This is a genomic window from Solimonas flava DSM 18980 (assembly GCF_000426685.1).
In the GTDB taxonomy this organism is placed as follows: domain Bacteria; phylum Pseudomonadota; class Gammaproteobacteria; order Nevskiales; family Nevskiaceae; genus Solimonas; species Solimonas flava.
Window position 1 is genome coordinate 557,148 of sequence record NZ_AUFV01000001.1, and the last position, 26,708, is coordinate 583,855.

General features: G+C 68.4%; 18 protein-coding genes. 10 read left to right on the forward strand and 8 right to left on the reverse strand.

Annotated elements, in window-relative coordinates:
• Window positions 1–179: 179 nt before the first annotated feature.
• The 4 genes from xylE (at window position 180) to K343_RS0102475 (ending at window position 4,878) form a co-directional block, all read left to right on the forward strand.
• On the forward strand, window positions 180–1,637 hold the full coding sequence (gene xylE / locus K343_RS0102460; protein WP_043111869.1) for a D-xylose transporter XylE: 1,458 nt from the start codon (window positions 180–182) through the stop codon (window positions 1,635–1,637).
• A complete protein-coding gene (locus K343_RS0102465; protein ID WP_028006706.1) occupies window positions 1,627–4,188 on the forward strand; it encodes a glycoside hydrolase family 3 protein in 2,562 nt (853 codons plus the stop codon). Before xylE ends, K343_RS0102465 begins: the two co-directional genes overlap by 11 nt.
• An 84-nt stretch (window positions 4,189–4,272) precedes the next feature.
• Complete coding sequence (locus K343_RS0102470; protein ID WP_028006707.1) at window positions 4,273–4,650, forward strand: carboxymuconolactone decarboxylase family protein; 378 nt, start codon at window positions 4,273–4,275, stop codon at window positions 4,648–4,650.
• Window positions 4,651–4,674: 24 nt separating this feature from the next.
• Window positions 4,675–4,878: a YgaP family membrane protein gene (locus tag K343_RS0102475; RefSeq protein WP_028006708.1), complete on the forward strand. Its 204-nt coding sequence runs from the start codon at window positions 4,675–4,677 to the stop codon at window positions 4,876–4,878.
• Between the two features lie 7 nt (window positions 4,879–4,885).
• Here K343_RS0102475 and K343_RS0102480 read toward each other — a convergent pair whose 3' ends face one another.
• On the reverse strand, window positions 4,886–6,436 hold the full coding sequence (locus tag K343_RS0102480) for a tryptophan halogenase family protein (protein WP_028006709.1): 1,551 nt from the start codon (window positions 6,434–6,436) through the stop codon (window positions 4,886–4,888).
• A gap of 249 nt (window positions 6,437–6,685) precedes the next feature.
• Between K343_RS0102480 and K343_RS0102485 the strand changes: the two genes are divergently transcribed.
• The gene (locus K343_RS0102485; RefSeq protein ID WP_154662419.1) at window positions 6,686–9,118 is read left to right on the forward strand and encodes a TonB-dependent receptor; all 2,433 of its coding nucleotides are present in this window, start codon (window positions 6,686–6,688) and stop codon (window positions 9,116–9,118) included.
• Window positions 9,119–9,191: 73 nt separating this feature from the next.
• On the opposite strand, the gene K343_RS0102490 is transcribed toward K343_RS0102485, so the two are convergent.
• Window positions 9,192–10,232: a LacI family DNA-binding transcriptional regulator gene (locus K343_RS0102490; protein WP_028006711.1), complete on the reverse strand. Its 1,041-nt coding sequence runs from the start codon at window positions 10,230–10,232 to the stop codon at window positions 9,192–9,194.
• Window positions 10,233–10,367: 135 nt separating this feature from the next.
• On the opposite strand from K343_RS0102490, the gene K343_RS23155 reads away from it, so the two are divergent.
• From K343_RS23155 to acnA, 3 genes are all read left to right on the forward strand, one after another.
• On the forward strand, window positions 10,368–11,753 hold the full coding sequence (locus K343_RS23155) for an MFS transporter (protein WP_028006712.1): 1,386 nt from the start codon (window positions 10,368–10,370) through the stop codon (window positions 11,751–11,753).
• A gap of 182 nt (window positions 11,754–11,935) precedes the next feature.
• Entirely contained in the window at window positions 11,936–14,530 is a 2,595-nt protein-coding gene (acnB, locus tag K343_RS0102500) for a bifunctional aconitate hydratase 2/2-methylisocitrate dehydratase (RefSeq protein WP_028006713.1), read from the forward strand.
• A 248-nt stretch (window positions 14,531–14,778) separates the two neighbouring features.
• Window positions 14,779–17,445, forward strand: coding sequence for an aconitate hydratase AcnA (gene acnA / locus K343_RS0102505; RefSeq protein WP_028006714.1), 2,667 nt, complete (start codon window positions 14,779–14,781; stop codon window positions 17,443–17,445).
• A 128-nt stretch (window positions 17,446–17,573) separates the two neighbouring features.
• Here acnA and K343_RS0102510 read toward each other — a convergent pair whose 3' ends face one another.
• The 3 genes from K343_RS0102510 to K343_RS0102520 all read right to left on the reverse strand — a co-directional run bounded on the left by K343_RS0102510 (window position 17,574) and on the right by K343_RS0102520 (window position 20,532).
• Window positions 17,574–18,752: a hypothetical protein gene (locus K343_RS0102510; RefSeq protein WP_028006715.1), complete on the reverse strand. Its 1,179-nt coding sequence runs from the start codon at window positions 18,750–18,752 to the stop codon at window positions 17,574–17,576.
• Window positions 18,749–19,669: a CE1 family esterase gene (locus K343_RS0102515; RefSeq protein ID WP_028006716.1), complete on the reverse strand. Its 921-nt coding sequence runs from the start codon at window positions 19,667–19,669 to the stop codon at window positions 18,749–18,751. Before K343_RS0102515 ends, K343_RS0102510 begins: the two co-directional genes overlap by 4 nt.
• Window positions 19,670–19,773: 104 nt before the next feature.
• Window positions 19,774–20,532, reverse strand: a complete 759-nt coding sequence (locus K343_RS0102520; RefSeq protein ID WP_245585097.1) for an SDR family oxidoreductase — start codon at window positions 20,530–20,532, stop codon at window positions 19,774–19,776.
• Window positions 20,533–20,699: 167 nt separating this feature from the next.
• Between K343_RS0102520 and K343_RS0102525 the strand changes: the two genes are divergently transcribed.
• Window positions 20,700–21,467 (forward strand): ParA family protein, encoded by a 768-nt coding sequence (locus K343_RS0102525; RefSeq protein ID WP_028006718.1) that lies wholly within the window; start codon window positions 20,700–20,702, stop codon window positions 21,465–21,467.
• Between the two features lie 43 nt (window positions 21,468–21,510).
• A complete protein-coding gene (gene sthA, locus K343_RS0102530; protein WP_028006719.1) occupies window positions 21,511–22,896 on the forward strand; it encodes a Si-specific NAD(P)(+) transhydrogenase in 1,386 nt (461 codons plus the stop codon).
• Window positions 22,897–23,007: 111 nt separating this feature from the next.
• On the opposite strand, the gene dnaJ is transcribed toward sthA, so the two are convergent.
• The 3 genes from dnaJ to dnaK all read right to left on the reverse strand — a co-directional run bounded on the left by dnaJ (window position 23,008) and on the right by dnaK (window position 26,705).
• On the reverse strand, window positions 23,008–24,126 hold the full coding sequence (gene dnaJ / locus K343_RS0102535) for a molecular chaperone DnaJ (protein WP_028006720.1): 1,119 nt from the start codon (window positions 24,124–24,126) through the stop codon (window positions 23,008–23,010).
• Window positions 24,123–24,698 carry a TMEM175 family protein gene (locus K343_RS0102540; RefSeq protein WP_028006721.1) on the reverse strand — a complete coding sequence of 192 codons (576 nt, stop codon included), beginning with the start codon at window positions 24,696–24,698 and terminating at the stop codon, window positions 24,123–24,125. The genes dnaJ and K343_RS0102540 overlap by 4 nt, the downstream gene beginning before the upstream one ends.
• Window positions 24,699–24,770: 72 nt before the next feature.
• A complete protein-coding gene (gene dnaK, locus K343_RS0102545; protein ID WP_028006722.1) occupies window positions 24,771–26,705 on the reverse strand; it encodes a molecular chaperone DnaK in 1,935 nt (644 codons plus the stop codon).
• Window positions 26,706–26,708: the final 3 nt, after the last annotated feature.

Genomic DNA, 26,708 nt, shown 5'->3' on the forward strand with positions numbered 1-26,708 from the left:
CTGCGCGCCGCGCTCGCGGCGTCCCGGGCGCCGCACAGGCGCTGCGCCAGCTTCCGAGAGATCACTGCAAGCTGCTGTTTACTTGGACTTGACAGCGTTGTCTTTTGCATCGATCTTAGCTCCGCTTCGTCCCGAAGCGCACACAGCGACCGGCCAAGACCGGTCCGGAGGAGAACCCGATGCCGCCGCGCGTACCCCCTTTGACTCTCAGCCTGACGCTGATCGCGACGCTCGGCGGCCTGCTGTTCGGCTACGACACGGCGGTGATCTCGGGCGCGATCGCCTCGATCGACGCCAACTTCATCGATCCGCGCGGCCTTTCGGAAACGGCGCGTTCGTCCCTGTCGGGCCTGACGGTGGCGAGCGCGCTGTTCGGCTGCGTCTTCGGCGGCGCAATCGCCGGTACCCTCGCCGACCGCTTCGGCCGGCGCACGACGCTGATCGTCGCCGCGCTGCTGTTCCTGCTCTGTTCGATCGGCTCGGCGCTGCCGGAACTCGGGCTCGGCCCGATCGGTGGACTCGGCCCCGACGCGCTGCTGCCGTTCAACGTCTACCGCATCATCGGCGGCCTCGGCGTCGGCATCGCCTCGCTGGTGTCGCCGCTGTATATCGCCGAGATCGCCCCGGCCGCCGTGCGCGGCAAGCTGGTGTCACTGAACCAGATCGCGATCGTGATCGGCATCGTCGGCGTCTACTTCGTGAACTGGGCGATCGCGCGCACCGGTGACGAAGCCTGGCTGCACGCCTGGGGCTGGCGCTGGATGTTCGCTTCCGAGGCGATCCCGAGCCTGCTGTTCGTGCTGCTGCTGCTCAAGGCCCCGGACACGCCGCGCTGGCTGGTCATGCGCCGCCGCGACGACGCCGCGCTGGCGATCCTCGGCCGGCTCGGCGAAGCGCGTCCGCAGCAGACACTGCGCGAGATCGAGGCCAGCCTGGTGGTGTCGCGCGAGCCGCTGTTCGCATTCGGCCGCAAGGTCGTGATCGTCGGCGTGCTGCTGTCGGTGTTCCAGCAGCTGGTCGGCATCAATGCCGTGCTGTATTACGCGCCGCTGATGTTCCAGAACATGGGTGCGAGCACCGACAGCGCGCTGTGGCAGACCGTGATCGTCGGCATCGCCAACGTCGCCTTCACGCTGGTGGCGACCTTCAAGGTCGACCACTGGGGCCGCAAGCCGCTGATGCTGTGGGGCGCGCTGCTGATGGCCACAGCGATGCTGGCGCTCGGCAGCCTGTTCGCGAGCCAGCATCTCGGCCTGGCGGCGCTCGCGGCGATGATCGTCTACATCGCCGGCTTCGCGTTCTCGTGGGGGCCGATCGTCTGGATTCTGCTCTCCGAAATCTTCCCGAACGCGATCAAGGGCAAGGCCATGGCGCTGGCGGTCGCCGCGCAGTGGATCGCCAATCTGCTGGTGTCGTGGAGCTTCAAGGTGCTCGACGGCAATTCGGTGCTCAACGCCGCCTTCCACCACGGCTTCGCGTACTGGCTGTACGGCACGATGAGCCTCGCCGCGGCGCTGTTCGTCTGGAAGCTCGTGCCCGAAACCAAGGGCCGCACGCTCGAACAGATGCAGGAGGTCTGGGGCCGGCCCGCACCGGCGGCAGCGCTGGGCGTGGCCGAGGCCGGCCATGCGCGCTGAATCGCGGCGCGGCGCCCTCGCCGCCCTGCTCGCGGCAACCGCACTCGCCGCCGCGTGCAGCCGCCCGCCGTTGCCGCCGCTCGCCGCCAGGGCGGTCGCCGCACCCGATGACGCCCGTGTCCATCCGGCGCTGTGGCCCGATCATCCCGCCGCGGCGCTCGACCGCGATCCGGCGCTCGAGGCGCGCATCACGGCGCTGATGGCCGGCATGTCGCTCGATGAAAAGATCGGCCAGATGATCCAGGGCGACATTTCGACGATCACGCCCGAGGACCTGCGCGCCTATCCGCTCGGCTCGGTGCTGGCCGGCGGCAATTCGGGCCCCGGCGGCAACGACCGCGCGCCGCCGGCGCAGTGGCTCGCGCTCGCCGACGCATTCTGGCGGGCGTCGACCGAAGCGCGGCCCGGCCACACGCCGGTGCCGGTGATGTTCGGCATCGACGCCATCCACGGCAACAACAATCTGGTCGGCGCCACGCTGTTCCCGCACAACATCGGCCTCGGCGCGACGCGCAATCCGGAGCTGGTGCGACGCATCGGCGCCGCGACGGCGCGCGAAGTGGCGGCGATCGGCCTGGACTGGAGCTTCGCGCCGACGCTGGCCGTGGTCCGCGACGACCGCTGGGGCCGCGCCTACGAAAGCTATTCCGAAGATCCGGACCTGGTGCGCGACTACGCGGCGGCGATCGTCGAAGGCCTGCAGGGCCGCTACGGCAGCGCCGGATTCATGGACGCGACGCGCACCATCACCTCGGCCAAGCATTATCTCGGCGACGGCGGCACCGCCGGCGGCGTCGATCAGGGCGACAACCGCGCCGACGAGGCGGAGCTGATCCGCATCGACAACGCCGGCTATCCGCCGGCGCTCGCCGCCGGCAGCCTGACCGTGATGGCCTCGTTCAGCAGCTGGCGCGGCGAAAAGCTCGCCGGCAGCCACGATCTGCTGACGACGATCCTCAAGCAGCGCATGGGCTTCGCCGGCATCGTCGTCAGCGACTGGAACGCGCACAGCCAGATCCCCGGCTGCACGAAGGAGAGCTGCGCGGCGGCGTTCAACGCCGGCATCGACATGGCGATGGCGGCCGACTGCTGGCGCGGCCTGTACACGAACACGCTGGAGCAGGCGCGACGTGGCGAGATTCCGGCGGCGCGCATCGACGACGCCGTGCGACGCATCCTGCGCGTCAAGCTGCTCGCCGGATTGTTCGACAAGGGCGCACCGTCGCGGCGGCCGCTGGCCGGGCACGACGAGGAACTCGGCAGTCCGGCGCACCGCGCGCTGGCCCGCGAAGCGGCGCGCGAATCGCTGGTGCTGCTGAAGAACAACGAGCGGCTGTTGCCGCTGCGGCCGCAGCAGCGCGTGCTGGTCGCCGGCGACGCCGCCGACGACGTGGCGCGCCAGGCCGGCGGCTGGACGCTCTCCTGGCAGGGCACCGGCAACACGCGCGCCGACTTCCCGCATGCGACGACGATCCTCGACGGCATCCGCGCCGCCGTGCGCGAGGCCGGCGGCGAGGTCGAGTACCGCGCCGACGGCCGCTACGCGACCAGGCCCGACGTCGCCATCGTCGTCTACGGCGAGCTGCCGTACGCCGAGTTCCAGGGCGATCTCGACACGCTCGAATACCAGGCCGGCGACAAGCGCGACCTCGCCCTGCTGCGGCGCCTGCGCGACGCCGGCATCCCGGTCGTTTCGGTATTCCTGTCCGGGCGCCCGCTGTGGGTCAATCCGGAGATCAATGCCTCACAGGCTTTCGTCGCGGCCTGGCTGCCCGGCTCGGAAGGCGCCGCGATCGCCGATCTGCTGTTCCGTGACCGCCAGGGGCGCATCGCCTACGACTTCCGCGGCCGGCTGCCATCGTCGTGGCCGCGCAGCGCCGCGCAGACGGTGCTGAACCGCGGCGATCCCGGCTACGACCCGCTGTTCGCGTTCGGCTACGGCCTGCGCGATGCCGACACGGTGAGCGTGCCGATGCTGAGCGAAGCCTCCGGCGTGCCCGCCTCGGCGCTCGTCAACCGCGGCAATTACTACGCGCGCGGCCGCAGCACGCCGCCCTGGCAGCTGCGCGCGCGCGACGCCGGCGGCACGGTCGATCTGCAGGCTTCGCAGCAGTCGACCCCGCAGGGCCGGCTGCAGGTGCGCTCGATCGACGCCGGCGCGCAGGAGGACGCCAAGTCGCTGCGCTGGCGCGGCGACGGCGAGGCCGCGGTCTACGTCGAAGGCCCGCCGACCGACCTGCGCCGCCAGGCCAACGGCGACATGGTGCTGCGTCTCGAATACCGCGTCGACGCCGCGCCGGATGCGCCGGTGCGCCTGCACCTCGGCTGCGGCCAAGGCTGCGGCGCGACGCTCGACGCCACCGCGCTGTTCGCGCAGGCCCCGCCGGGCGTCTGGCGCACCGCGCGCATCAAGCTCGCCTGCTTCGCGGCGGCCGGCGCCGACCTCGCCCGCGTCGAGCGTCCGTTCGAGCTGGCGACTGCCGGCCGCTTCGCACTGAGCTTCACCGAACTGCAGCTCGACTCGAATCCGGGCGACGGCTTCTGCCCATAAGGCGCGAGGCTTGATGCCGATCAATGCCCGCCGACGCCGGGGCGAGGACCCTATTGCACACTGAATCAATCAAGGAGTGCGGGCATGGCCGACGGCGCGGGCAAGTACACGGACATCACGCGTGAGGTTTCGCGCAATCTGGCCAGGCTGCGCGCCGATATCGCCGAACCGCTGGCCGGCTTCAGCGCGCTGGCGCGCGCCGCCACCAAGCCCGGCGCGCTCGACACCAAGACCAAGGAGCTGATCGCCCTGGCGTTGGGCGTCGCCGCGCACTGCGACGCCTGCATCGGCTTTCACATGCAGGCACTGCTGAAGGCCGGCGCGACCCGCCTCGAGATCGAGGAAGCGCTCGGCATGGCGGTCTATATGGGCGGCGGACCGTCGCTGATGTACGCCGCCAACGCGGTCGCCGCCTACGAGGAAATGGCCCCGGCGCTGCAGCCGGACGCCGCCACAGCCTGAACCCCACACCGGAGCATCCGTCCCATGATGAGCAATAACGTCGGCTCCACCGACCGCATCGTGCGCATCGCGCTCGGCGTCGCGCTGCTCGCCTTCTTCGTGTTCGGCGACGGCAAGGCGCACTGGTATGGCCTGCTCGGCCTGATCCCGCTGATCACCGGCACGATCGGCATCTGCCCGCTGTATCGCGTCTTCGGCATCAACACCTGCCCGCGCAAACCCGGCTGACGCGGACTTACGCGCCGCGCGCCAGCTGCGGCTCTGCGCCGGCGCATAGCCGCTCGACCAGCGCGCGGTGATCCGGCAGATCGTTCAGGGCGTGACGGGCGACCTCGCGGATCATGCGGAATTCGCGCTGCGCTTCGTCGTAGCGCGGAAAGTCTGAGCGGCGCGCGGCAAGATCGGTACGGAACTCCATGCCGTAGAGCACGTACTGCCAGCTCGCCGGCAGATACATCTCCAGGTCGGTGACGAAATCGAGGCGGTGCGGCGGCCGCGTGCGCCACATCGCCAGCTTCTGCTGCAAGGCATCCGGCACGCTGCGCGGGTCGGCGTTGTCGATCCAGAACGGCGTGTCGCGGCGCTGCGTCAGGCAGTAGTGCAACTTGATGAAGTCGAAGATGCGGCGGTAACGCCCGACCATCAGACGGTTGAAGAGCCGCGCCGTCGGCGCCAGTTCGCCGCCATGCGGAAACAGGTGGCCGATCAGGTAGGCCGCCGTCTCGATCAGGCCGATGCCGGACGACTCCAGCGGCTCGACGAAACCGCCGGCCAGGCCGACCGCGACGCAATTGCGGAACCACGGCGTCTCGCGATAGCCGACGCGCAGGCGGATCGGCTGGGCCGGCAGCGCATCGCCGGCGGCGCCGACGTAGCGGCGCAGCACCGCCTCGGCACGCGCATCGTCGCAATAGCGGCTGGAATAGACATAGCCGATACCGCGCCGCTGCTGCAGGCCGATGTCCCAGATCCAGCCGCATTCCTGCGCGCTGGCGATCGTGTACGAGGCGATCGGCGCGTCGGGACGCGCGTACGGCACCTGCATCGCCAGCGCGCGGTCGTTGAACAGCACCTCGTTCATGCCCTGGAAGCGCGTGCCGAGCGCCTCGCCGATCAGCGCCGCGCGAAAGCCCGTGCAGTCGATATAGAGGTCGGCGCGCAATGCGCCGCGCTCGCGCGTATGCACCGCCGCGATATGACCGTCCTCGCCGAGCTCGACGCGCTCGACGGTCGCCGGCACGTGTTCGACGCCGTCGCGGCGGGCGTGCGCGGCGAGCACCTGGGCGAAGCAGGCGGCGTCGAAGTGGTAGGCATAGTTCATCGCGCCTTCGTACTCGCCGTCGGCGACGCGCTTCGGAGCGCGGCGCGCGTCGGTCAGCGTCTTCTGCAGCGTCACCGCCTCGGCAAACGGCACATCGCCGGCGGCGCCGAGCAGCCAGTACGGCAGCAGTTCCAGCGCACCGCGCTGGCTCGGCAGGCTGAAAGGATGGAAGTAGCTCGGCACGCCCGGACTGCCCGGCGCGCGCACCCAGTCGGCGAAGTGGATGCCCTGCTTGAACGCGCCGTGGCTGCCGCGCAGGAAGTCGGCCTCGGACAGGCCGATCGTCGCCAGGGTGCCGCGGATCGACGGGAAGGTTCCCTCGCCGACGCCGACGGTCGCGATGTCGGGCGACTCGACCAGCGTGATCGCGACGCCGCCGCGGCCGCTTGCAAGCAGCTTCGACAGCAGCGCCGCCGTCAGCCAGCCGGCGGTACCGCCGCCGACGATCAGCAGATTCTTGAGCATCGGGTTCTCCTCCGTGCGCGGTTCGAAACCGCTTGTGGTGGCGATGATAACGCTGTCATCGCCTTTCGGTGGTCGCTGCCGGGGCGAGCCCCGGTTCGCCTCGCGCGGCACGGCGCCAGGCGGTCCATCGGGTCTATTGACAGCGCTGTCTTTTGGCGGCAGCATCGCCACCAATACAAGAATCGGGCTCGCCACGCGCAGGCCGGTTCAACGCATAAGGCGTCACGCCACGAGAGAGAGGAGACACCGATGGGCCGTAGGGATTTCACGTTCCGCAAGAAGACCGGACTGTTCACCACGCAGGCCGCCGCGCTGGCCTTTCTCGCCGGAACGCAGGCCGCGCGTGCGCAGGACACGGCGCCGGCGGCGGCCGGGGCCGCGCCCGCCGACGACGCGATCGCCGAGGTCATCGTCACCGCCACCAAGCGCGCGACCTCGCTGCAGGACACGCCGGTCGCCGTCACCGCACTCGATGCGCAGGCCCTCGCCGACGCCCACGTACAGACCGTGCAGGACGTGGTGCATCTCGTGCCGAGCTTCCAGGCGACGACCCAGGGCGACCACGGCGTCATCACGATGACGATGCGCGGCATCGGCAACGACAGCGCCAAGACCGAGTACGCCGACCCGGAGGTCGCGATCTTCGTCGACGGCATCTACTCGCCGCGCGCCGAGGGCGCCACCTCGCTGCTGTTCGACATGGGCGCGATCGAAGTGCTGCGCGGGCCGCAGGGCACGCTGTGGGGCCGCAACTCGACGGTCGGCGCGGTCAACATGCAGACCGCCAAGCCGGTGCTCGGCCAGACCTCGGCCTCGCTCGAAGGCGGCATCGGCGACTATGCCCGCTTCGGCGCGCGCGGCGCACTGAATCTGCCGCTGGCCGACACGCTGGCGGTGCGCCTGGCCTTCGTGCACGAACAGCACGACGGCTACGTCGACTACCAGGCGCCGAAGCTGCCGAGCCTCGCCGAGCAGCAGGCCGCCTACGCCGCCAGCGGCGGCACCAAGCCGTTCGAACCGATCAACCCGAACCTGTTCGTGCAGGGCGGCGACAAGTACAACGCGCAGAATCAGAGCGCGCTGCGCGTCAGCGCGCTCTGGCAGCCGCTCGACCGGCTGAGCTGGACGCTGTCGTATGAGTACTTCGTCGACCGCGGCACGCCGAACATGAACCTGATGCAAACGCCGCGCGCCGGCCAGGACCGCTGGTCGGCGCTGATCGACACCGCGCCCTACGTCGACCGCGACGTGACCACGCTGCGCAGCCGCGTCGACTACACGATCAGCGACTATCTCGAGTTCGCCTACATCGCCGGCTTCTCGCGCTACTCCGGCCAGTCGACGTTCGATCAGGACGGCGGCGCGCTGGCGCCGACCAGCTTCGCCAGCGGCGCCACCTTCCAGGAGGACCGCACCAACTGGTCGACGTACAAGAACCAGAGCCACGAACTGCAGCTGCAGTCGCGCGGCCGGCATACCGTCGACTGGATCCTCGGTCTCTACTACGCCGCCGAGGACAACGGCATCCGCTTCGACATCCCGATCTTCAATGGCACCCAGCAGGGCACGGTGTCGTGGCAGGGCTCGTTCATCCAGCCGAAGGAGACGGTCGATTCGAAGGCCGTGTTCGGTCAGGCGACCTGGAACCTGACGGACGCCCTGCACCTGACCGGCGGCCTGCGCTACACCGCCGACGACCGCAAGAACGAAGGCGGCACCAACAACGGCTGGGATCCGGCCAACAATCCGCCGGCGCTCGGCGAAGTGCCGATCGACCCGAGCACCGACCCGCGCGCCCCGGGCTCGGGCTTCACCACCTACCAGCACAACGACGGCCACTACAGCGGCAACAAGCTGACCTGGCTGACGCGCGTGTCCTACGACTTCAGCAAGGACTTCCTCGGCTACGCCAGCGTCTCGACCGGCTACAAGTCCGGCGGCCTGCAGGACGGCGGCCGCGAGTACGGGCCGGAAGAACTGACGAACTACGAGCTCGGCATCAAGAACACCTTCTTCGGCGGCAAGCTCACGTGGAACAACGCCGTCTACTACGAGGACTTCACCGACTTCCAGTTCAGCGCCCCGGTCACCAACCCCGACGGCACCCATTCGCTGGCGACCTCGAACGCCGAAGGCGCCAAGGTCTGGGGCATCGAATCCGAGCTCGCCGCCCGGATCACGCGCGACGATCGCGTGCAGCTGTCGATGGCCTATACGCACACCCAGCTCGGCGAGCTGATCGCCGGCAGTAACGACTACGCGCTGCCCGCCCCCTGCGTCGATCGCCACGGCAATCCCGTCGCCGGCGTCAGCAGCTGCCTCGACGTCACCGACAACGAGCTGCCGCACGCGCCGAGCTTTGCCGCGCAGCTGATGTACGAGCACAAGTTCCATCTCGGCAACGGCGCGGTGCTGGCGCCGCGCGTCGCAGTCCACTACGAGACGGCGAGCTGGCTCAGCGTCTTCAATCTCGGCGAGGGTGACCGCCAGGACGCCTACACGCGCACCGATCTGGCGCTGCGCTACACGACGGCGGCGCAGCAGCCCTGGTATGTCGACGTCTACGTGCGCAATGTCGAGGACGACGACGTCAAGACCAGCGCCCAGAACGCCTTCGGGGTCTGGCAGGCGCAATACCTGCCGCCGCGGACCTTCGGCGCCAACTTCGGCATCGAGTTCTAGCCCGCGGCATCGGGTCCCGGCACGGGATCACCGTGCGGCAACGGCACCCCGGTTCCGGCCGGGGTGCCGTCGTTCAGGCCGGCGGCGCGGTCGAACGGCGCAGACAGATCTCGTAGGCAAGCCGGTGTCGCGGCGGCGTCTCGCCGGCTTCGCCGCCGCGCTTCGGATCGGCCCGCGTCAGCAGCAGCTCGGTCGCGGTTTCGGCCATTTGCGCGATCGGCTGACGGACTGTCGTCAGCGGCGGCCAGACCACGCCGGCGATCGGTGCATCGTCGAAGCCGACCACCGACAGCTCGGCCGGCACGCGCAGGCCGGCCTCGTGCGCAACGGCGATCGCCGCCGCCGCCATGTCGTCGTTGCCGGCGAACACCGCGCTCGGCCGCTGGCCGCCGAGCAGCAGGCCACGCGCCGCCGCGAGCCCCGAGGCATAAGAGAAATCGCCCTGGCCGATGAACGCGGGCTGCAGTTCGAGGCCGTGCTCGCGCAGGGCCCGGCAGAAGCCGTCGTAGCGCAGGCGCGCCGCGGCATGGCCAGGGTCGCCCTTGATGAAACCGATGCGGCGGTGGCCGAGGCCGATCAGATGCGTGGTCAGCTCGTAGGCCGCCGCCTCGTCGTCGATCTCGACGAACGGCGAGACGTCGTCGTGACGGTCCGGCGCGATGCGCACGTACGGCACGCCGGCCTCGCGCAGCACGCGCAGCACATCGGCATGGTCGGTGATCGGCGGCGTCAGCACGACACCATCGAGGCGCAGCTGGGTGACCAGCGCCGCGGTGCGTTCGGCGACGTCGGGCGCCGCGGCGTCGATCTGCTCGACCAGCAGGTGATAGCCGGCGGCGCGGCAGCGGTCGAGGATGCCGACTTCGACGCGGTGCGCGTAGTCGCCGCCGGCATCGCCGAACAGATAGCCGACCAGATACGAGCGCTGCCCGGCGAGACTGCGCGCCGAGAAGTTCGGCCGATAACCGAGCTGCGTCGTCGCGCGCAGCACGCGCTCGCGCACCTCGTCGCGAACGTTCGGCTCCTTGTTGATGACACGTGAAACGGTCTTGATCGAAACCCCGGCGAGGCGGGCCACATCGTTGATCGTCGGTTTGCGGTCGCCTGGCTTCATCGCCTTCCCTTCGCGCTGTCGCGCCACGTCTGTCCGCTATGGTAGCGCTGCGGAAGTTTCAGGGCCCGGCGTCGCGTGCGAGACTGCGCCAGCGTCGCCGACCGTTGTCCGCCGATGACCGTTCCAGGGGAGACCATGCCGCAGCCGCCGCCCGCCAGCGCCCGTGCGCGCCACCGCTTGCCGCTGCGCGAGCGGCTCGGTTTCGCGATCGGCGACTTCGGCCTCAACCTGTACTGGCAGGGCCTCGGCCTGTTCCTGATCTTCTTCTATACCGACGTGCTCGGCATTCCGGTGGCCTGGGCCGGCCTGTCGTTCTTCGTCGCATCGCTGTGGGACTGTGTCAGCGATCCCTTGATGGGCGTCGTCGCCGACCGCGTGCGCGGCCGCCTCGGCAACTACCGCAGCTTCCTGCTGTACGGTTCGGTGCCGCTGGCGCTGGCGTTCGCGCTCGCATTCTCCGGTCCGGCGCTGCCGCTGCCCTGGCTCGTCGCCTACACGCTCGTCACGCACATCGTCGTGCGCACGCTCTATACGGCGGTCGCCATTCCGTACAGCTCGCTGTCGGTCGCGATCACCGAGGACAGCGACGAGCGCACCGCGCTGACCGGCCTGCGCATGCAGCTGGCCTTCCTCGGCGGCGCCGCGGTCGCCTACCTGCTGCCGAGCCTGGCGGCGGCGTTCGGTGCCGGCCCTGGCGCGTACACCGCGGCGGCGATGCTGATCGGCGTATTGGCGACGGCCAGCTTCGTCGCCTGCTTCGCGACCGTCCATGAGCGCCCGCGTGCCGCGGTCAGCGCGGCGCACGCCCGCACCTTCGTGCCGGACGCCCTCGCCTTCCTGCGCGTGGTCCGCGCCAGCCCGCCGCTGCTGCGCCTGCTCGCCGGCAAGTTCGTGATCTCGCTGACCCTGACGCTGCACACGCGCACGCTGGTGTATTTCTTCAAGTACGTGCTCGGCGCCGAAGCGCTGATTCCTTACGCGGTGCCGCTGCTGACGGCGGTCAGCGTCGTCAGCGCGCCGCTTTGGGTCTGGATCATCCGGCGCACGAGCAAGCGCGCCGGATGGCTGTTCGGCAGCGTCGCCACCGCGCTGTTCGCCCTGCCGCTCGCCCTGCCGGCGCCACTGCCGCTGCCGCTGTCGATCGCGCTGCTGACGGCGGTGGCGATCAGCATGACCTCGCACGCCGTCTGCTTCTGGGCGATGCTGCCCGATACCGTCGAGTACAACGAATGGCGCTTTGGTCGGCGCGACGAGGCCAAGGTCTTCGGCATCGCCTCGTTCACGCAGAAAATCGCGATCGGCCTGTCGGCACTGCTGCTCGGCCAGCTGTTCGACGCCAGCGGCTTCGTCGCCAACCAGGCGCAGCAGGCCGGCGCCCTGCAGGCGATCCGCGGCAGCATCGCACTGATCCCGGCGGCCGGCGCGCTGCTGTCGATGGTCGCGCTGTGGGGCTACCGGCTCGATCGCCAGGCGCACCGCGACATCGTCCGCGCGCTGCTCGAACGCCGCGCGGCGGGCTGAAACGGCCGTGGCGGCAGCGCATCCGCCGCCGCCCGTGCGCTTCAAACCGCGCTCCGCGAAAGCGTCCGATGCTACAATGGCGGTCGCGGCGCGCAGCGCCCCGTGAGCCCCAGCGTTGCGGATTCCAGGGTGATGGCGCGGCCGCAGATCCCCGTTCTTTCGAAACCGGACCGCCAAACACCATGCTGCAAGCCTATCGCCAACACGCTGCCGAGCGCGCCGCTCTCGGCATTCCGCCGCTGCCGCTGACCGCGCAGCAGACCGCCGACCTGATCGAGCTGATCAAGAACCCGCCGGCGGGCGAAGAGGCTTTCCTGCTGGACCTGCTGACGCACCGCGTGCCGCCGGGCGTCGATGACGCCGCCAAGGTCAAGGCCTCGTTCCTCGCCGCCGTCGCCCACGGCGACCTCAAGGTCGGCCTGATCTCGCGCGCCAAGGCCACCGAGCTGCTCGGCACGATGGTCGGCGGCTACAACGTCAAGCCCCTGATCGACCTGCTGACCGATGCCGAAGTCGGCACCGTCGCCGCCGAGGCGCTGAAGAAGACGCTGCTGATGTTCGACTTCTTCCACGATGTGGCCGAACTCGCCAAGGCCGGCAATGCCAACGCCAAGGCTGTGATCCAGTCCTGGGCCGACGCCGAGTGGTTCACCAGCCGCCCGGAAGTTGCCAAGAAGATCACCGTCACCGTGTTCAAGGTGCCGGGCGAAACCAATACCGATGACCTGTCGCCGGCGCCCGATGCCTGGAGCCGCCCGGACATCCCGCTGCACTACCTCGCGATGCTGAAGATGGTCCGCCCGGACGCCGCCTTCAAGCCGGAAGAAGAAGGCAAGCGCGGCCCGATCCAGTTCATCGAAGACCTCAAGAAGAAGGGCAACGTCGTTGCCTACGTCGGCGACGTGGTCGGCACCGGCTCGTCGCGCAAGTCGGCAACCAACAGCGTGATCTGGGCGACCGGCGAAGACATCCCGTTCGTGCCGAACAAGCGCTTCGGCGGCGTGACGCTCGGCGGCAAGATCGCGCCGATCTTCTTCAACACGCAGGAAGACTCGGGCTCGCTGCCGATCGAAGTCGACGTTTCCAAGTTTGAAATGGGCGATGTCCTCGACATCTTCCCGTACGAAGGCAAGATCGAGAAGAACGGCGCGGTTGCCGCCAACTTCGAACTCAAGAGCCCGGTGCTGCTTGATGAAGTGCGCGCCGGCGGCCGCATCAACCTCATCATCGGCCGCTCGCTGACCGCCAAGGCCCGCGAGTACCTCGGCCTGCCCGCTTCGACCCTGTTCCGCCTGCCCGCTTCGCCGAAGGACACTGGCAAGGGCTACACGCTGGCGCAGAAGATGGTCGGCCGCGCCTGCGGCCTGCCGGAAGGCCAGGGCATCCGCCCGGGCACCTACTGCGAACCGAAGATGACCACGGTCGGCTCGCAGGACACCACCGGTCCGATGACGCGCGACGAACTCAAGGACCTCGCCTGCCTCGGCTTCTCCGCCGATCTGGTCATGCAGTCCTTCTGCCACACCGCCGCCTATCCGAAGCCGGTCGACGTCAAGACCCATCGCGAACTGCCGGCGTTCATCTCGAACCGCGGCGGCGTGGCACTGCGCCCGGGCGACGGCGTCATCCACTCCTGGCTGAACCGCCTGCTGCTGCCGGACACCGTCGGTACCGGCGGTGACTCGCACACCCGCTTCCCGATCGGCATCTCGTTCCCGGCCGGCTCGGGCCTGGTCGCCTTTGCGGCCGCGACCGGCGTGATGCCGCTCGATATGCCGGAATCGGTGCTGGTCCGCTTCAAGGGTGAGATGCAGCCGGGCGTGACGCTGCGCGACCTCGTGCACGCGATCCCGCTGTACGCGATCAAGGCGGGCCTGCTGACCGTCGCCAAGGCCGGCAAGAAGAACATCTTCTCGGGCCGCGTGCTCGAGATCGAAGGTCTGCCGGACCTCAAGGTCGAACAGGCGTTCGAGCTCTCCGACGCCTCGGCCGAACGCTCGGCCGCCGGTTGCACGATCAAGCTCAACCAGGCGCCGATCATCGAGTACATGAACTCGAACATCGTGCTGATGAAGAACATGATCGCCGACGGCTACAAGGATGCGCGCACGCTGGAACGCCGCATCAAGGCGATGGAAGCCTGGCTCGCCAATCCGCAGCTGCTCGAAGCCGACAAGGACGCCGAGTACGCGGCCGTCATCGACATCGACCTCGCCGACATCAAGGAGCCGATCGTCTGCTGCCCGAACGATCCGGACGACGCCAAGTTCCTGTCCGAAGTGGCCGGCACCAAGATCGACGAGGCCTTCATCGGCTCGTGCATGACCAACATCGGCCACTTCCGCGCCGCCGGCCGTCTGCTCGAAGGCAAGAAGGACATCCCGGTGCGCCTGTGGGTGGCCCCGCCGACCAAGATGGATGCGGCGAAGCTCACCCAGGAAGGCGTCTACAACACCTTCGGCACCGCCGGTGCGCGCACCGAAATGCCGGGCTGCTCGCTGTGCATGGGCAACCAGGCGCAGATGAAGGAAGGCGCCACGGCGATCTCGACCTCGACCCGCAACTTCCCGAACCGCCTGGGCAAGAACACCAACGTGTTCCTCGGCTCGGCGGAACTCGCGGCGATCGCCTCGAAGATGGGCAAGCTGCCGACGCGCGAGGAGTACCTCGCCGAGATGGGCATCGTCGACAAGAACGCCGACAAGATCTACCAGTACCTGAACTTCGACAAGATCGAAGAGTACGCGGAGACGGCCAAGTCGGTGGAAGTAGCCTAAAGCTCCGCCCGTCGCGCATCGACGCCGTCTCCGTGCGGCGTCGATGTGGGACGCCGGTGCGAAATGCAGTACCCAAGCGGTTGAATGAGCCCGCCAGTGCAAACCGGCGGGCTCATTTTTTTACCGCCGCCGCGCAGGCTGCGCGATAATGGCGACGATCAGTGCATCCGAAGCTCGCCTCGCGAGACCTTCATGTCCAGCCACCGCTGCCTTTGCGGCATCCCGGCAGCCATACCGAGAAACGCGCCATGACGGACAGTTTCAAGAGTAAAGCCAGCCTGACGGTCGGGTCGAAGACCTACACGTATTTCAATCTCAAGGCGCTGGAGCCGAAGTACAAGCTCTCGCGCATCCCCTACTCGCACAAGATCCTGCTCGAAAACCTCCTGCGCTGGGAGGACGGCGTCAATACCACGAAGGACGACATCGAAGCCCTCGCCGGCGCGGACCTGAAGCAGCTGCCTAACAAAGACATCAACTTCACGCCGGCGCGCGTGATCCTGCAGGACTTCACCGGCGTCCCCTGCGTGGTCGACCTCGCGGCGATGCGCGACGCGATGAAGAACCTCGGCGGCGACATGGCCAAGGTCAATCCGCTGTGCCCGGTCGAACTGGTCATCGACCACTCGGTGATGATCGACTACTACGGCAGCCGCGACGCGCTCGAACTCAACGCCAAGGTCGAATTCCAGCGCAACCAGGAGCGCTACACCTTCCTGCGCTGGGGCCAGGAAGCGCTCAAGAACTTCAAGGCGGTGCCGCCCGATACCGGCATCGTCCATCAGGTCAACATCGAATATCTCGCGCGCGTCGTCTTCGAGAACAGCGACGGCGTGCTCTACCCCGACTCGTGCTTCGGCACCGACTCGCACACGACGATGGTCAACGGCATCGGCGTGCTCGGCTGGGGCGTCGGCGGCATCGAGGCGGAAGCGGCGATGCTCGGCCAGCCGTCGTCGATGCTGATTCCGGAAGTGATTGGCGTGCGCGTCACCGGCAAGCTCGCCGAAGGCGCGACCGCGACCGACCTCGTGCTCACCGTCACCGAGATGCTGCGCAAGCGCGGCGTCGTCGAGAAGTTCGTCGAGTTCTTCGGCCCGGCGATCGCCAACCTGTCGGCGTCCGACCGCAACACGATCGGCAACATGGCGCCGGAATACGGCGCGACCTGCGGCATCTTCCCGATCGACGAGGAAACGCTGAACTATCTGCGCCTGACCGGCCGCAGCGAGGAGCACATCGCCGTCGTCAAGGCCTACGCGCAGGCGCAGGGCCTGTGGTGGACGCCGGATGCGCCCGAAGCGGAGTACACCGACGTGCTGCATCTCGACCTCAGCAGCATCAAGCCGTCGATGGCCGGTCCGAAGCGTCCGCAGGACCGCGTGCTGCTGTCCGACGTCAAGGCCAACTTCCGCAAGGCCTTCGAGGGCGAACAGAAGCTGCGTCCGTCGAAGGGGCCGGCCAAGGTCACGCACAAGGGCGAAACCTTCGAGCTCAAGGACGGTGCGGTCGTCATCGCCGCGATCACCTCGTGCACCAACACCTCGAATCCGTCGGTACTGATCGGCGCCGGCCTGCTCGCGCGCAAGGCGCGCGCCGCCGGCCTGCGCACGCAGCCCTGGGTGAAGACGTCGCTGGCGCCGGGCTCGCTAGCCGTCACCGAGTATCTGAAGAAGGCCGGCCTGCTCGAAGATCTCGAAGCGCTCGGCTTCTTCGTCTCGGCCTACGGCTGCACGACCTGCATCGGCAACTCCGGCCCGCTCGACGAGCCGATCGGCAAGGCCATCCAGGACAACACCTTGAGCGTCTCGGCGGTGCTGTCGGGCAACCGCAACTTCGAGGGCCGCGTCCACCAGGACGTGCGCATGAACTACCTCGCCTCGCCGCCGCTGGTCGTCGCGCACGCGCTCGCCGGCACCACCGACATCGACCTGACCCGCGAGCCGATCGGCAAGGGCAAGGACGGCCAGGACTTCTACCTGAAGGACATCTGGCCGTCGAACGCCGAAATCCAGGAGGTCGTCGCCAAGGCCGTCACCAGCGAGCTGTTCAAAAAGAGCTATGCGAACGTGCTGAAGGGCGACGAGCGCTGGCAGTCGATCCAGGTGCACAAGTCGGAGACCTATCACTGGGATCCGAAGTCGACGTACATCCAGAACCCGCCGTACTTCGTCGGCATGACCAAGACCGCGCCGGGCATTCCCGTCATCCGCGGCGCACGCGTGCTCGCCGTGCTCGGCGACTCGATCACCACCGACCACATCTCGCCGGCCGGCGACATCAAGAAGGACGGCCCGGCCGGCAAGTATCTGGAAGCGCACGGCGTCAAGAAGGCCGACTTCAACAGCTTCGGCTCGCGGCGCGGCAATCACGAGATCATGATGCGCGGCACCTTCGCCAATACGCGCATCAAGAACGCGATGACACCCGGCGTCGAGGGCGGCGTCTCCCGCTACATCGGCAAGGACGGCAAGGCCGGCGAGGTCGAGGCGATCTACGACGTGGCGATGAAGTACCAGGCCGACGGCACGCCGCTCGTGGTGCTCGCCGGCAAGGAATACGGCACCGGCTCGTCGCGCGACTGGGCGGCCAAGGGCACGATCCTGCTCGGCGTCAAGGCGGTCCTTTCGGAGAGCTTCGAGCGCATCCACCGTTCGAATCTCGTCGGCATGGGCGTGCTGCCGCTGAACTTCGTCGACGGCCAGAACGCCCAGAGCCTGGGGCTGGACGGCAGCGAGGTGTACGACATCGACGACCTCGTCAACGGCGCCCGCGAAGTCAGCGTCAGCGCCCGCAAGGCCGACGGTTCGACCGTGAAGTTCAAGGCCAGGGTGCGCATCAACACGCCGAAGGAGTGGGAGTACTACGAGAACGGCGGCGTGCTGCAGTACATGCTGCGTCAGATGGCAGCCTGAGGCTGCGACGGGTTACGCCGGATGGCGGCGCAAGCCGGCGCGGATGGCACGACGCAAGGCGGGAGGCGCATCGACGCCTCCCGCCTTTTTTCGTGTTCGTGCCCGGCCGGCCGGATCCGGCGCAGCGCTCAGCAGCCGCCGAAGCGGCGCGCGTAGACGTCGCGCCCGGTGGCGGGCGCATAGGCCTGCCAGGCGAAGGCCAGGCGCCCGGCCGGATCGGCGCCGACGCTGGCGAACAGCGTCGTGTACGGGCCAGGCGCCGCATCGACGCGGAAGGCACCGCCGAGCGGCCGGCCCGCCACGCTCCAGCACTGCGCGTAGATCGCGTCGCCATGCGCGGCGACGACGATGCGGCCGTCCGCATAGGCCAGCTCGGGAAAACGCAGCAGGCGCGGGTCGACACGCACCGGCTCCATCTGCGCGCTACCGCCGGCGTCGTAGGCACGCAGATAGACGCCGGTGTCCTGGAAGCCGTCGTCACCGGTTTCCCAGGCGATCGCGAAACGGCCATCGGCGTTCATCGCCACCTGCGGCCGGTCGACATCGCCGCCGCCGGCACGGCTGACGCGAAAGCCCGGCCCGCGCGGCCGGCCGTCGGCGCCGTAGCGCCGCGCCCAGATGCTGTTGGCGCCGACGAACCAGGCGACCACGAAGTTGCCGGTCGCGTCGCTGGCCACGCTCGGCACGCGCACCTGAAACAGCGCGCTGTTGTAGATCGTGATCGGCGCGCCGTCGGCAAGACCGTCGCGCGTATAGCGCTGGGCGTTGACGTAGCGCGACTGCAGGCTGGCGCCGACGATCGCATCGCGGTCGACCCAGACAACGACGAACGCGCCGTTCGGCGCCATCGCCACGTCGAACTGCGCCGAGGTCGCACGGCCGGTCCCGTCGACGCGGAACTCCGGCCCGAGCGGCACGCCGTCCGCGCCGTAGCGGCGCGCGTACAGCGACAGGCCGACGCCGTGCTGCGCGTTGCTGAGCCAGGCAACGACGAAGCCGCCGTCGGCATCGGCGGCGACGCGCGGCGCGTACTGGCGGTTGCGCGTGGTGTCGTTGACGACGAAACCGGCACCGAGCGCGGCGCCGTCGGCGGCGTAGCGGCGTGCGTAGACGTCGCCCGCCACCCCGCCCGCCTCGCTGCCGTCCCAGGCGATGACGAAGCGGCCGTCGCCGGCGCGCGCCAGCGCCGGTCGCTGCTGGTCGAAGGCCGTCGCGCCGTTGACGCGGAACTCGGCGCCCTGCGGCGCCGCGGCCTGCGCCATCGCCGCGCCGAACGCCGCGGCGAACACGAACAAGGTCCGGGTCATGGCGTACCCTCCGCGGTCGAGAACGGCAGCAGGAACTGCATGAAAGTCGTCGTCGCGTCGAAGTCCTGCGTGGTCTCGCCCAGCGACGGCGTGAAGTCGACCGCACCCGGCCAAGTGTGGCCGCCGCCCTCGACGGTGTAGAGCCGCACCGCCTCGCCGTGCGTGCAGCCGCGGTAGCGGTCGACGACGACCGTGGTGCCGTCGTCGACGAGATCGGGCAGCGTCTCGCGCAGCGGCACCGGCGCACAGCCGTTGGCGCCCGCCCAGAACGCCGCACTCTCGGGCGAGGACATCAGCGTCAGGTCGCCGTCGTAGGGGCCGACCGGGTCCTCGCGGCCGTTGACGAAAGCCAGCGCCGGCGCCGGCGCGGTCGCGCACTTGTCGGCCAGCGTGCGGATCATCTGGCCGCCGACCAGCGCCGCCGCGGCAATCCGGCCGGGGCGCTCGCAGACATAGCGCAGCGTCATCATCGCCCCGCCGGAATAGCCGCCCATGTAGAGGCGGTGCGCATCGAGACCGTAGTCGGCGACGGCCGCGTCGATGATGCGATCGAGGAACAGCAGGTCGTTCGGCGTCGTCAGCGGCCCGAACAGCATCTTGTAGTTCCACAGGCCGGTGAAGGCCTCCGGCACGATGACCCAGGCGCCGTAGTCGCGCGCCAGCCGGCCGGCGCGCGTGAGGTCGGCCATGTCGTCGGCGCTGCCGTTGCGATACGGCAGCAGGAACAAGGCCGGCGGCGCCGTCGCCGGGGGCTGGCGCGGGCGCAGGTAGACGATGCTGCGGCTGACGCCCTGGTCGATGATCGTGCGGCGGAACACGACGACGTTCTCGTCCGGCGTCACCGCCGCACCGGCGACGCCGGCGCCCAGCGCCAGCAGCACGCCGGCGCATCCGCACTTGGCTGCGATCGAGCGCATGTTCTCTCCTCCAGGCGCCTTGTGCGAGGAGGATAAGCAGCGCTGCGCCGCTACCCGTCAGGCATTCGCCCGGCCCGCTGTAGGCCGGTCGGCCGCTGCGGGGCTCAGGATTGCCGCTTCACCGCGAACGACGAGAACGCCTGGCATTCCGGCATCAGCGAGATCGTGTTGATATTGACGTGCGCCGGCCGTGTCGCGATCCAGTAGACGGTGTCGGCAATGTCCTCGGCCGTCAGCGGCTGGGTGCCGGCATAGACCGCCTTGGCCTTTTCGGCATCGCCGTGATAGCGCACCAGCGAGAACTCCGTCTCCGCCATGCCCGGCTCGATGTTGCTGACGCGCACGCCGCGACCGACGAGGTCGGCGCGCAGGTTCAGCGAGAACTGGCGGACGAAGGCCTTGGTGCCGCCGTAGACGTTGCCGCCCGGATACGGCCACTCGCCGGCCACCGAACCGAGGTTGATGACGTGGCCGCGGCCACGCTCGACCATGCCCGGCGTCAGCGCCCGCGTCACATAGAGCAGGCCCTTGATGTTGGTGTCGACCATCTGCTCCCAGTCGGCCATATCGGCCTGGTCGGCCGGTTTCAGGCCGAGCGCGAGGCCGGCGTTGTTGACCAGCACGTCGACGGCGGCGAACGGCGCCGGCAGGCCGGCAACCGCCGCCTCGACCGCGGCGTGGTCGCGCACGTCCAGCGTCAGCGGCAGCAGGCGTTCGCCGCACGCGGCGGCCAGTTCGGCGAGGCGCTCGGTGCGGCGGCCGGTGGCGATCACGCGGTGGCCCTCGTCGATGAAGCGGCGCGCGATGGCCGCGCCGAAACCGGACGAGGCGCCGGTCACGAAGACGTTCAATTCGGATTTCATGGTGATGGACGTGGCGGGGGCTATGGCCGGGCGGAGGCGCTGCGGCAGCGGCTGGCGATTCGGCCAGTCCGCGACGCCCGGGCTTGGGCTAGCATTCTGCCACTGTCGCGCCCGGCACGATCGATGCGAGATCCGGCACGGGGATGTCCGCGGGGAACGGAGCTTTCATGAAACGCGTGGTTTTCAATCAGAAAGGCGGCGTCGGCAAGACCACGATCGTCTGCAATCTCGCCGCGATCGCTGCGGCCCACGGTCTGCGCACGCTGGTCATCGATCTCGATACCCAGGGCAACGCCACGCAATACCTGCTCGGCGCGCGCGCCGCGACGGTCGACCGCACGATCGCCGATTTCTTCGAATCGACACTGTCGTTCTCGCTGGCGCCGGCGCCGTTCGTGACCTACGTCACCAACACGCCGTTCGAGAACCTCGACATCGTCGCCGCCGATCCGCGCCTCGACGAGCTCGCCCTCAAGCTCGAAGCCAAGCAGAAGATCTACAAGCTGCGCGACGCGCTACGCAAGCTCAAAGGCTATGACGCCGTCTTCATCGACACGCCGCCGGCGCTGAACTTCTACGCGCGCTCGGCGCTGATCGCCGCCGACAGCGTGCTGATCCCGTTCGACTGCGACGAGTTCGCGCGCCAGGCGCTCTACACCCTGCTCGACAACATCGATGAAATCCGCGCCGACCACAACGAGGAACTGCGCGTCGAGGGTATCGTCGCCAACCAGTTCTCGGCACGCTCGAAGCTGCCGACGCGGCTGATCGACGAGCTGCGCGCCGAAGGCAAGCCGGTGCTCGAACAGACGCTGTCGTCCTCGATACGCGTCAAGGAATCGCACGAGCAGCACAAGCCGATGATCTACCTCGACCGCGGCCACCGCGTTACGCAGGAGTACGTCGCGCTTTACAATTCGCTGCATCGCGGCTGACGTTCGGGGTGGACCGGCATCCGCGACCAGAACAGGACGCGAGATGCACGCTTACGATGTGGTGGTGATCGGTTCCGGCCCTGCCGGCGAAGGCGCGGCGATGATGGCCGCGAAGAACCATCGGCGCGTCGCCCTGGTCGAGCGCCACCGCGAGGTCGGCGGCGGCTGCACGCACTGGGGCACGATCCCGAGCAAGGCCTTGCGCCAGGCCGTCACCCGATTGACCGCGATCCGCCGCGACCCGCTGCTGCGCGAGGTCGCCGCCGACCTGCGCGTCAGCTATCCGCAGCTGCTGCGCGCCAAGGACCAGGTGGTCGACGCCCAGGTTGCCAGCCGGGAACGCTTCTACGAGCGCAACAAGGTGCCGGTGTTCCGCGGCGACGCGCGCTTCGTCGACGCCAATACCCTATCGGTCGACCGCGAGGGCGCCGCCGTGACGCTGCGCGCCGATCACTTCGTGATCGCCACCGGCTCGCGGCCCTACCATCCACCGGAGCTGGATTTCACGCATCCGCGCATCCGCGACAGCGACAGCATCCTCAGCTATCCGGACCACCCGTTCTCGATCACGATCTACGGCGCCGGCGTGATCGGCTGCGAGTACGCGTCGATCTTCGTCAACCTCGGCGCCAAGGTCACGCTGGTCAATACCCAGGACCGCCTGCTGTCCTTCCTCGACGACGAAATCGCCGAGGCGCTCTCGTACCACCTGCGCGAGCAGGGCTGCATGATCCGCCACAACGAGCAGTACGACCACGTCGAGGCGCGCGAGCACGACGTGCTGCTGCACCTGAAATCCGGCCGCAAGATCAAGTCCGACGTGCTGCTGTGGGCGAACGGCCGCACCGGCAATACCGACGGTCTCGGCATCGAGGCGCTCGGGATCCAGATCAACTCGCGCGGCCAGATCGCGGTCGACGCCCATTACCAGACGTCAGTGCCGAACATCTACGCGGTCGGCGACGTGATCGGCCCGCCGGCGCTGGCCAGCGCCGGCTACGTGCAGGGCCAGTTCGCGGTGCAGCACCTGATCGGCGGACTCGACGGTCCGCAGCGCCTCGACCTGATCCCGAGCGGCATCTACACGCTGCCGGAGATTTCGTCGGTCGGCCAGACCGAGCGCCAGCTGCGCGAGGCGAAGATTCCGTACGAGGTCGGTTACGCGCAGTTCAAAAGCCTGGCCCGCGCGCAGATGACGCACGAGACCAGCGGCATGCTCAAGCTGCTGTTCCACACCGAGACGCTGCAGGTGCTCGGCGTGCACTGCTTCGGCGACCGCGCCTCGGAGATCGTCCACATCGGCCAGACCGTGATGGCGAGCCGCGATCTCAACAACCTGCGCTATTTCATCGAAACCACGTTCAACTACCCGACGATGGCCGAGGCCTACCGCGTCGCCGCGCACAACGGCCTGAACCGGCTGGCCTGAATCGCCTGCGGCAGCACCGCGCCGCCGGCACGCGCGGGCAACGCGGCGAACGCAGCGGGCGCCGGGGGAATGCGGCCGCGGGGTCGTGCCGGCACAGGCCGGCGGCGGCGCTCAGGTCGTCAGGTCGTCGAAGAACTTCTTGGCCTTGCCCAGCCAGCTCGACGTTTCCGGATGGTGCTTGGCGCCTTCCTTATCGAGCGTCTCGCCGAACTGGCGGAGCAGTTCCTTCTGCTGCTTGTTGAGACGCACCGGCGTCTCGACGAAAACCGTGCAGTAAAGATCGCCCGGGCCAGCGGTGCGCACCGAACGCACGCCGCGGCCACGCAGCCGGAACTGCTTGCCGCTCTGCGAGCCCTCCGGCACGTCGATCTCGATCTTGCCTTCCAGCGTCGGTACTTCGAGCGTGCCGCCGAGCGCGGCGGTGACGACCGAGATCGGCATCGAGCAATGCAGATCGTTGCCGTCGCGCTCGAAGATCTCGTGCGGCTTGACGTTGATCTGCACATAGAGATCGCCACTCGGCGCGCCGGCTTCGCCGGGCTCGCCCTCGCCGGACAGCCTGATGCGGTCGCCGGTATCGACGCCCGGGGGAATCTTGACCTCCAGCGTTTTCTCGCGGCGCAGCTTGCCGGCGCCACGGCAGCTCTTGCACGGATCGGTGACCGTGGTGCCGCGACCGCGGCAGTTCGGGCAGGTCTGCTGCAGCACGAAGAAGCCCTGCTGCACGCGCACCTGACCGGAGCCCCGGCAGGTCGTGCAGGTCGGCGGCTTCTTGCCGTCGGCGGTACCGTGGCCGTGGCAGGCCTCGCATTCGTCCCAGCTCGGAATGCGGATATTCTCGGTCGAGCCGAACACCGCCTGTTCGAGCGTCAGCTCCATCATGTAGCGCAGGTCCGCGCCGCGACGCGGACCGCCGCGCCCGCCGCCGCCGCCACCGAAGATGTCGGCGAATACATCGCCGAAGATATCGGCGAAGCCGCCGGCGCCGCCGCCACCACCGCCGCGGCTCAGGCCTTCATGACCGTACTGATCGTAGATCGCGCGCTTCTTCTCGTCCGAGAGGATTTCGTAAGCCTCGCTGATCTCCTTGAACTGCTCTTCGGCCGACTTGTCGCCCGGATTGCGGTCCGGATGGTACTTCATCGCCAACTTGCGATAGGCCTTCTTGAGCCCATCCTCGCTCACGGTCTTTTCGACCATGAGCACTTCGTAGTAGTCGCGCTTGCTCATGCTTCCAGTCTCGACTCGATCCGGCGGTCCGGAACGAGCCACATCAATGCCACGGCCACGTAGATCAGATCGGCGATCACGCGCTGGTAGAACGACAGCACGATCGCGGCCAGATACAGCAGCAGTGCGATCTTGCCCTTGAAGTCACGCCCGATCGCCGCCTTGAGCACCGAGTGCTGGCCGTCGTGGCGGACGATGGTGTACTGCAGCACCGACCAGGCCAGCGCCGCCATCAGCAGCACGGCGCCGTAAAGCGCGGTCGGCAGGCTTTCGAAGTGATTCTCGCCCATCCACGCGGTCACGAACGGGAACAACGACAGCCAGAACAGCAGATGCAGGTTCGCCCACATCACGCCGCCATTGATCGAACGACAGGCGTGCAGCAGGTGATGATGATTGTTCCAGTAGATGCCGACGTAGACGAAGCTGAGCACGTAGCTGATGAACGTCGGCCACAGCTCGCGCAGTGCCTCCAGCGTCGGCGCGTGCGGCACCTTGAGCTCCAGCACCATGATCGTGATGATGATCGCGATCACGCCGTCGCTGAATGCTTCGAGCCTTCCCTTGCCCATCGCGGTTCCCAGCAGGCCCCTTAAAGAAGAGCGCCCGGCTCGACGCCGGGCGCTCGCGGTACTGCGTGCCGCTTACTTCTTGTCCTTGACCTCGGTGAACTCGGCATCGACGACATCGCCCTCGGCCTGCGCGCCACCGGCGCCGCCCGGTGCCGCACCGGCACCTTCGCCGCCGGCCGCCGCGCCCTGCTCGGCGTAGACGCGCTCCATCAGCTTGGCCGACGCCTGCGCCAGCGCCTCGGTCTTGGCCGTGATGGCGTCCTTGTCGTCGCCCTTCACCGCTTCGCGGGCCGCCGACAGCGCATCCTCGATCGACTTCTTCTCGTCGGCCTCGACCTTGTCGCCGAGATCCTTCAGCGACTTCTCGACCGCATGGATCATCTGGTCGGCCTGGTTGCGCGCCGAGATCAGCTCGTTGAACTTCTTGTCGTCCTCGGCATGCGCCTCGGCGTCCTTCACCATCTTCTGGATCTCGTCTTCCGTCAGACCCGAATTGGCGGTGATGCGGATGCTCTGCTCCTTGCCGGTCGCCTTGTCCTTGGCAGTGACGTGCAGGATGCCGTTGGCGTCGATGTCGAAGATCACCTCGACCTGCGGCATGCCGCGCGGCGCCGGCGCGATGCCGGTCAGATCGAAGCGGCCGAGCGACTTGTTCGCCGAAGCGATCTCGCGCTCGCCCTGGTAGACCTGGATCGTCACCGCGGTCTGATTGTCGTCGGCGGTGGTGAAGGTCTCCGACTTCTTGGTCGGAATCGTGGTGTTCTTCTCGATCAGCTTCGTCATCTTGCCGCCGAGGGTTTCGATGCCCAACGACAGCGGCGTGACGTCGAGCAGCAGCACGTCCTTGCGCTCGCCGGTCAGCACCGCGCCCTGCACCGCGGCGCCGACGGCGACCGCCTCGTCCGGGTTGACGTCCTTGCGCGGCTCCTTGCCGAAGAAAGCCTTGACCGCTTCCTGCACCTTCGGCATGCGCGTCTGGCCGCCGACGAGGATGACCTCATCGATGTCCGACGGCTTCAGGCCGGCGTCCTTCAGCGCGGTCTTGCACGGCTCCATCGACTTGGTGATGAGGTCGTCGACCAGCGCCTCCAGCTTGGCGCGCGTCAGCTTCATGGTGAGATGCTTCGGACCGCTCGCATCGGCCGTGATGTACGGCAGGTTGATGTCGGTCTGCGTCGAGCTCGACAGCTCGATCTTGGCCTTCTCGGCCGCTTCCTTGAGGCGCTGCAGCGCGAGCGGGTCCTTGTGCAGGTCGATGCCCTGCTCCTTCTGGAATTCGGCCGCGATGTACTCGATCACGCGCTGGTCGAAGTCCTCACCGCCGAGGAAGGTGTCGCCATTGGTCGCCAGCACCTCGAACTGCTTCTCGCCTTCGACGTCGGCGATCTCGATGACCGAGATGTCGAAGGTGCCGCCGCCGAGATCGTACACGGCGATCTTCTGGTCCTTCTTGCCGCCCTTGTCGAGGCCGAAGGCCAGAGCCGCCGCGGTCGGCTCGTTGATGATGCGCTTGACCTCGAGACCGGCGATGCGGCCGGCATCCTTGGTTGCCTGGCGCTGCGAATCATTGAAGTAGGCCGGCACGGTGATGACCGCTTCGGTGACCTTCTCGCCCAGGTAATCCTCGGCGGTCTTCTTCATCTTCAGCAGCACTTCGGCCGACACCTGCTGCGGCGCGAGCTTCTTGCCCTTGGCCTCGACCCAGGCGTCGCCGTTGTCGGCCTTGACGATCTTGAACGGCGAATGCTTGATCGCCTTCTGCACCTCGGCGTCCTCGAAGCGACGGCCGATCAGGCGCTTGACCGCATACAGGGTGTTGTACGGATTGGTCACCGCCTGGCGCTTGGCCGAGCGGCCGACCAGCGTCTGGCCGTCGTCGGTGTAGGCGACGATCGACGGCGTGGTGCGTTCGCCCTCGCTGTTCTCGATGACCTTGACGTTGCCGCCCTCGAGGATCGCGACGCAGCTGTTGGTCGTACCGAGGTCGATGCCGATGATTTTTGCCATGGG

What these genes read in the sequence shown, in the direction of transcription:
- K343_RS0102480 (WP_028006709.1), bottom strand. Translation starts at nt 6,436, where the DNA reads ATGCTCAAGAATCTGCTGATCGTCGGCGGCGGTACCGCCGGCTGGCTG.
- K343_RS0102520 (WP_245585097.1), bottom strand. Translation starts at nt 20,532, where the DNA reads ATGAAATCCGAATTGAACGTCTTCGTGACCGGCGCCTCGTCCGGTTTC.
- K343_RS0102490 (WP_028006711.1), bottom strand. Translation starts at nt 10,232, where the DNA reads ATGAAGCCAGGCGACCGCAAACCGACGATCAACGATGTGGCCCGCCTC.
- dnaJ (WP_028006720.1), bottom strand. Translation starts at nt 24,126, where the DNA reads ATGAGCAAGCGCGACTACTACGAAGTGCTCATGGTCGAAAAGACCGTG.
- xylE (WP_043111869.1), top strand. Translation starts at nt 180, where the DNA reads ATGCCGCCGCGCGTACCCCCTTTGACTCTCAGCCTGACGCTGATCGCG.
- K343_RS0102540 (WP_028006721.1), bottom strand. Translation starts at nt 24,698, where the DNA reads ATGGGCAAGGGAAGGCTCGAAGCATTCAGCGACGGCGTGATCGCGATC.
- sthA (WP_028006719.1), top strand. Translation starts at nt 21,511, where the DNA reads ATGCACGCTTACGATGTGGTGGTGATCGGTTCCGGCCCTGCCGGCGAA.
- K343_RS0102510 (WP_028006715.1), bottom strand. Translation starts at nt 18,752, where the DNA reads ATGACCCGGACCTTGTTCGTGTTCGCCGCGGCGTTCGGCGCGGCGATG.
- K343_RS0102465 (WP_028006706.1), top strand. Translation starts at nt 1,627, where the DNA reads ATGCGCGCTGAATCGCGGCGCGGCGCCCTCGCCGCCCTGCTCGCGGCA.
- K343_RS0102475 (WP_028006708.1), top strand. Translation starts at nt 4,675, where the DNA reads ATGATGAGCAATAACGTCGGCTCCACCGACCGCATCGTGCGCATCGCG.
- acnB (WP_028006713.1), top strand. Translation starts at nt 11,936, where the DNA reads ATGCTGCAAGCCTATCGCCAACACGCTGCCGAGCGCGCCGCTCTCGGC.
- K343_RS0102470 (WP_028006707.1), top strand. Translation starts at nt 4,273, where the DNA reads ATGGCCGACGGCGCGGGCAAGTACACGGACATCACGCGTGAGGTTTCG.
- dnaK (WP_028006722.1), bottom strand. Translation starts at nt 26,705, where the DNA reads ATGGCAAAAATCATCGGCATCGACCTCGGTACGACCAACAGCTGCGTC.
- K343_RS23155 (WP_028006712.1), top strand. Translation starts at nt 10,368, where the DNA reads ATGCCGCAGCCGCCGCCCGCCAGCGCCCGTGCGCGCCACCGCTTGCCG.
- acnA (WP_028006714.1), top strand. Translation starts at nt 14,779, where the DNA reads ATGACGGACAGTTTCAAGAGTAAAGCCAGCCTGACGGTCGGGTCGAAG.
- K343_RS0102515 (WP_028006716.1), bottom strand. Translation starts at nt 19,669, where the DNA reads ATGCGCTCGATCGCAGCCAAGTGCGGATGCGCCGGCGTGCTGCTGGCG.
- K343_RS0102525 (WP_028006718.1), top strand. Translation starts at nt 20,700, where the DNA reads ATGAAACGCGTGGTTTTCAATCAGAAAGGCGGCGTCGGCAAGACCACG.
- K343_RS0102485 (WP_154662419.1), top strand. Translation starts at nt 6,686, where the DNA reads ATGGGCCGTAGGGATTTCACGTTCCGCAAGAAGACCGGACTGTTCACC.